At 63.0% G+C, this 3850-nt stretch carries 3 protein-coding genes and 1 pseudogene; 2 read left to right on the plus strand and 2 right to left on the minus strand.

Going from position 1 to position 3850, the window contains the following annotated elements; translation table 11 throughout:
- A pseudogene (locus tag AO501_RS35540) lies at positions 1–599 on the minus strand (rep protein); the annotation flags it as partial.
- Between the two features lie 344 nt (positions 600–943).
- Positions 944–1147: a hypothetical protein gene (locus AO501_RS10805; protein ID WP_055577712.1), complete on the minus strand. Its 204-nt coding sequence runs from the start codon at positions 1145–1147 to the stop codon at positions 944–946.
- Between the two features lie 441 nt (positions 1148–1588).
- On the opposite strand from AO501_RS10805, the gene AO501_RS10810 reads away from it, so the two are divergent.
- Both AO501_RS10810 and AO501_RS10820 read left to right on the plus strand, forming a co-directional pair.
- Positions 1589–2161: a ParA family protein gene (locus tag AO501_RS10810; protein WP_055577713.1), complete on the plus strand. Its 573-nt coding sequence runs from the start codon at positions 1589–1591 to the stop codon at positions 2159–2161.
- Positions 2162–2490: 329 nt separating this feature from the next.
- Positions 2491–3222, plus strand: coding sequence for an NYN domain-containing protein (locus tag AO501_RS10820; RefSeq protein ID WP_055577715.1), 732 nt, complete (start codon positions 2491–2493; stop codon positions 3220–3222).
- Positions 3223–3850 lie beyond the last annotated feature (628 nt).

A 3850-nucleotide genomic window follows, 5' to 3' on the forward strand; every position in this document is an offset into this window, starting at 1 on the left:
GGGGTGGTCGGTCTGGGGGGCCGTGCTGGCGGGGTTGTGCATCGATTTTGTGACATGTGGTGGGCGGGCACGCTGGCGTGCCCGCTTGGTGAGTTCCTCCCTACGGGAGAAGAAAGACTAGGACCGCCTGAGGGCGGTAGGTGGAAATCAGGCCCGGCGGAGCTTGGCGTGGGGTGGGCATCGCGGCGGGGCACCAGGTGGTACACCGAGGGGCGCCGCCCGATGCTGGGGGTGTCGGGTGAGCCGTGGCCGCGTTGGGCCTCGATGACCCAGTGGGAGGCCCGCAGGACCCGCCAGGCGGTGGTCACGGTGCGCACGTCACACCCCGCCCGGGCCGCGATGGTGGCGCGGGTGAGGGCGACGTGGCGGCCGGTGGCGTGGTCGGCGTGCTCGGCCATCACCGTCGCGATCGACAGCAGGGTGGCCGCGGTGATCGAGACCCGTTCGGCCGCGCAGAGCTGTCCGAGGGCCGGCGAGTGCGCCCACCGGTGCAGGCCCTCGAGCCAGCCGGCACGGCTGGTCCACATCGGCGCCCGCGGCGCACACGCGCCGGCACGCTCCACCCAGCCGCGACGGCGTTCGTTGGCGAGCGCGCACACGACACGCGGTGTGGACGCAATAGCAGCGCCGCCGAGCGGCGTCGGCCACCCACTGCTGACCCGAGGTGATCGGGCACTTACGAGATCACGATTTGCGCACTGATTGCGCGCCATTTCTGGAACGCCAGACAGACGTGCGCTACCGTGAGAGCTGTCCACCAAGACAGTCCCTTCGGGGAAATGGGTACGGAGACCCGGAACCGAGCGCCAACTCGGTTGGAACCTCCAGACGTGGCCCCGTCCAAGACGGGGCCTTCGTCATTCAGCGGGGTATCCGCACACCAGCTATTCAGATGTCACGTATGGCCCAGACAGGTCGCGCTATCAGCCCGGGCGTGTACCGGTCACATCGCCAGCGGCAATTCCTCCCTCGATTTGTGGAGTGCAAGAACCAGTTCGGGGTGCCCGACATGCTCGGCTAGTAGGTCCGCGACGTATTGGCCCATCGGGATGCCGAGCTCGGCCGCCCTCTGTTTGACGATGTCGTAGACCATCCGAGGCGGACGCGTCATGATCTGGGCGCGGTCACCTTTATGCGGTTGAGCCATGATCAGGACTCTGCCAGTCAAACCAAGCTGTAACTGATAACGACACGCGGTTAGTGCGGAACAGATGTGACGCGTGTGGAACTCACGCGGGCGTCCCGCCCCGACAGGCTTGGCGTTTCAATACTCGGCTCGACAAGCGATCGGGATGAGCGCCAGGGCTGCCCCTTCCTCGTAGCGACCACCACACAATGGCGGACCAGGAAGGGGTAAGAGCCCCACACGGGCGCCGGGTAGCCCGCAGGTCGTCGTGTCAGGGTCGTCCGGTGAGGATCGCGATGACGGCCTGAATGACCACGCTGAGGATGAAGGCGGCTCTCTTTTTCTGGGCGGAATTGCGCTGTTTCCATGGCATTGGCCGCTTGATTGATCCTGCGATGACGTAATGGCGTAATGACGTGTCATCGTAGTTACGTCATTACGCTGTGACGTATGGTGTGATGCATGCCTACGATTTCTTTGGTCCACACCAAGGGCGGCGTTGCGAAGACAACGTCCGCGGTGTACCTCGCGACTGCCGCGCAGCGCCGCGGCCGCGACGTCGTGCTTATTGATGCCGACCCGCAGGGGTCAGCGCTGGAATGGGCGGCGGTCGCCGAGGATGATCCATTGCCGTTTCCGGTGGTGCCGGCTCGCCGACCTCTTGACGTAGGCCACCAAGATCTGACGATCGTGGACACTCCCCCGGGTACTGCGCAGGTAATTCAGGAAGCGATCGAGCTGGCTGATCTGGTTGTGGTGCCCACAGGGGCCTCACCGTTGGACGTCCGCCGGGTGTGGCCAACCTTGGAGATCACCGCGCACCGCCCCACGGCGGTGCTGCTGACCGGAGTGGATCTGCGGACCCGGCTAGCCGATGAGGTGAAGACACTGCTGGAGGAAGAGGGCGTGCCGGTGATCGAGACGCGGATTGTTCGCCGCGAGGGCATCCGCCGGGCGTTTGGGGCTACACCAGATCACCTGTACGGCTATGACGACGTGTTCGACGAGCTGATGGGGGCGCTGGTTCATGTCTGATTTGACTTCGAAGATGGCAGCACGGGTTAAGACAGAGCCAGCTAAGCGGGCCGCTGAAGCGTTTCGCTCCCCGACTGATGATATGCAGCGAGCCACGGTCTATCTGCCCCGCGCGACGGTGCGCGGGTTAAAGCAGGCCGCGTTAGACCAGGACACGAGCATGAGCAAAATCCTCACTGACCTAGCTGATCAATGGCTAGCCCAAAATGCAAAAACGTAATGACGTAAGTACGTTATTACGTCAGGACGTTGTTGCGTTAATACGCTCTGAACTACGGGCAGGCTCGCCTGACGATTGATTACACGCCCACGAGTTAGCGTCTGTTTCCATGCGAGTGGGTGTGTACATCGATGGGTTCAATCTGTATTACGGCGGCAAGTTCCTCTGTGGCCCTGGCACGGCCGGGTGGCGATGGCTTGATCTACGCGCCCTAGCGACGCGGCTAATCACCAATCAATCCGCATGGACGGCCGCCACCGTGGAACGCATCGTGTACTGCACTGCGCGCATCTCAGGAGCCGGCAACCGTGTTGGCAGTCAAGAGCAAGACGCCTATCTCACCGCTTTGACCCGCGCCGCCGTTGTGGATCACATCGAAGAGGGCAACTACGTCAACCGTGTCACGTCCGCGCCTCTGGCCACCAAAGACCGGCGCGGGCGCCCCGTCCTCACCACTCCGGCCTGGCCGGTGACTATCAAAGACGGCACCGGGCAGAACGACCCCGACGCGCAATTCTTCGTCTCCGTTGCACGGCGCGAGGAGAAGGGCTCTGATGTCAACGTGGCAGCCCACCTCCTCCTGGACATCCTTGAACAGCGCATAGACGCCGCCCTGGTGATCAGCAACGACAGCGACCTGAAATTCCCCATCCAGACAGCACGCGACCGCGTCCCGGTCGGCACCATAAACCCGACCAAGAATCAAACCGCGGGCGACCTGCGCGGGCTGCCGACAGACGGCGTAGGGAATCACTGGTGGTACCAGCTGGTGCCGGCCGATTTCCAGACCAGCCAGCTTCCTAACCCCGCCGGGGGTGTGCCCAAGCCGGCCCCTTGGTGACATACCCGACAGGAGAGGGGAATTGCGTCAACGCAACGCACGTTGCATAATTGCGCAATACCACCCGTTCCCGGCAGGGGACGGGTTTTTTCTTGCCTTAAGCAGAGCGCCGTGTATCAACTCCTTCCACCGAACCGTCATGTGCATCGTGACGTAATGACGTATATACGTTATTACGTCAAGTGCGCAAGCTTGGTCCGAAGCGCCTGCAGATTTAAAAGTCCGTGGGTCCTACCGCGGTTAACGAGCCCAATTCAACTGACCGCCTCACCGGTAGGTTAGGCGCTTGCGGGCCGCAGGCATTGAGGCCGTTAACCGAAGGGTTGCCGGCCGCGGACAACCCCAAGGCTAGTCGGGGAAATCTGGTTCATCTCCCCAGATCGCCGACGGCGCGTGACGTGCCATCGCCGACCCTGCGTGCCGGGCCTGAATGCTTGGGCTCCTGATTTGGGCGCTATCGGTGCGGCGGTAAACGACTCGGTCCCCAACGATCGTTCCCGCGTATCGGCCATTGGGATGAAAGACTTTGTCGTCACGGATCTGGCCCAAGTTCTCTATGTCAACCTGACTCAGGACCACTGTGACGGCTTGATTCGGGACCACCTCGGCGAGGAGGTGGTGGCTCAGG

This window comes from Mycobacterium gordonae (assembly GCF_001417955.2).
Lineage (GTDB): Bacteria > Actinomycetota > Actinomycetes > Mycobacteriales > Mycobacteriaceae > Mycobacterium > Mycobacterium gordonae_B.

Bases quoted from the DNA above. Each gene is read 5' to 3' on its own strand.
- AO501_RS10805 (WP_055577712.1), bottom strand. From the start codon at position 1,147: ATGGCTCAACCGCATAAAGGTGACCGCGCCCAGATCATGACGCGTCCG.
- AO501_RS10810 (WP_055577713.1), top strand. From the start codon at position 1,589: ATGCCTACGATTTCTTTGGTCCACACCAAGGGCGGCGTTGCGAAGACA.
- AO501_RS10820 (WP_055577715.1), top strand. From the start codon at position 2,491: ATGCGAGTGGGTGTGTACATCGATGGGTTCAATCTGTATTACGGCGGC.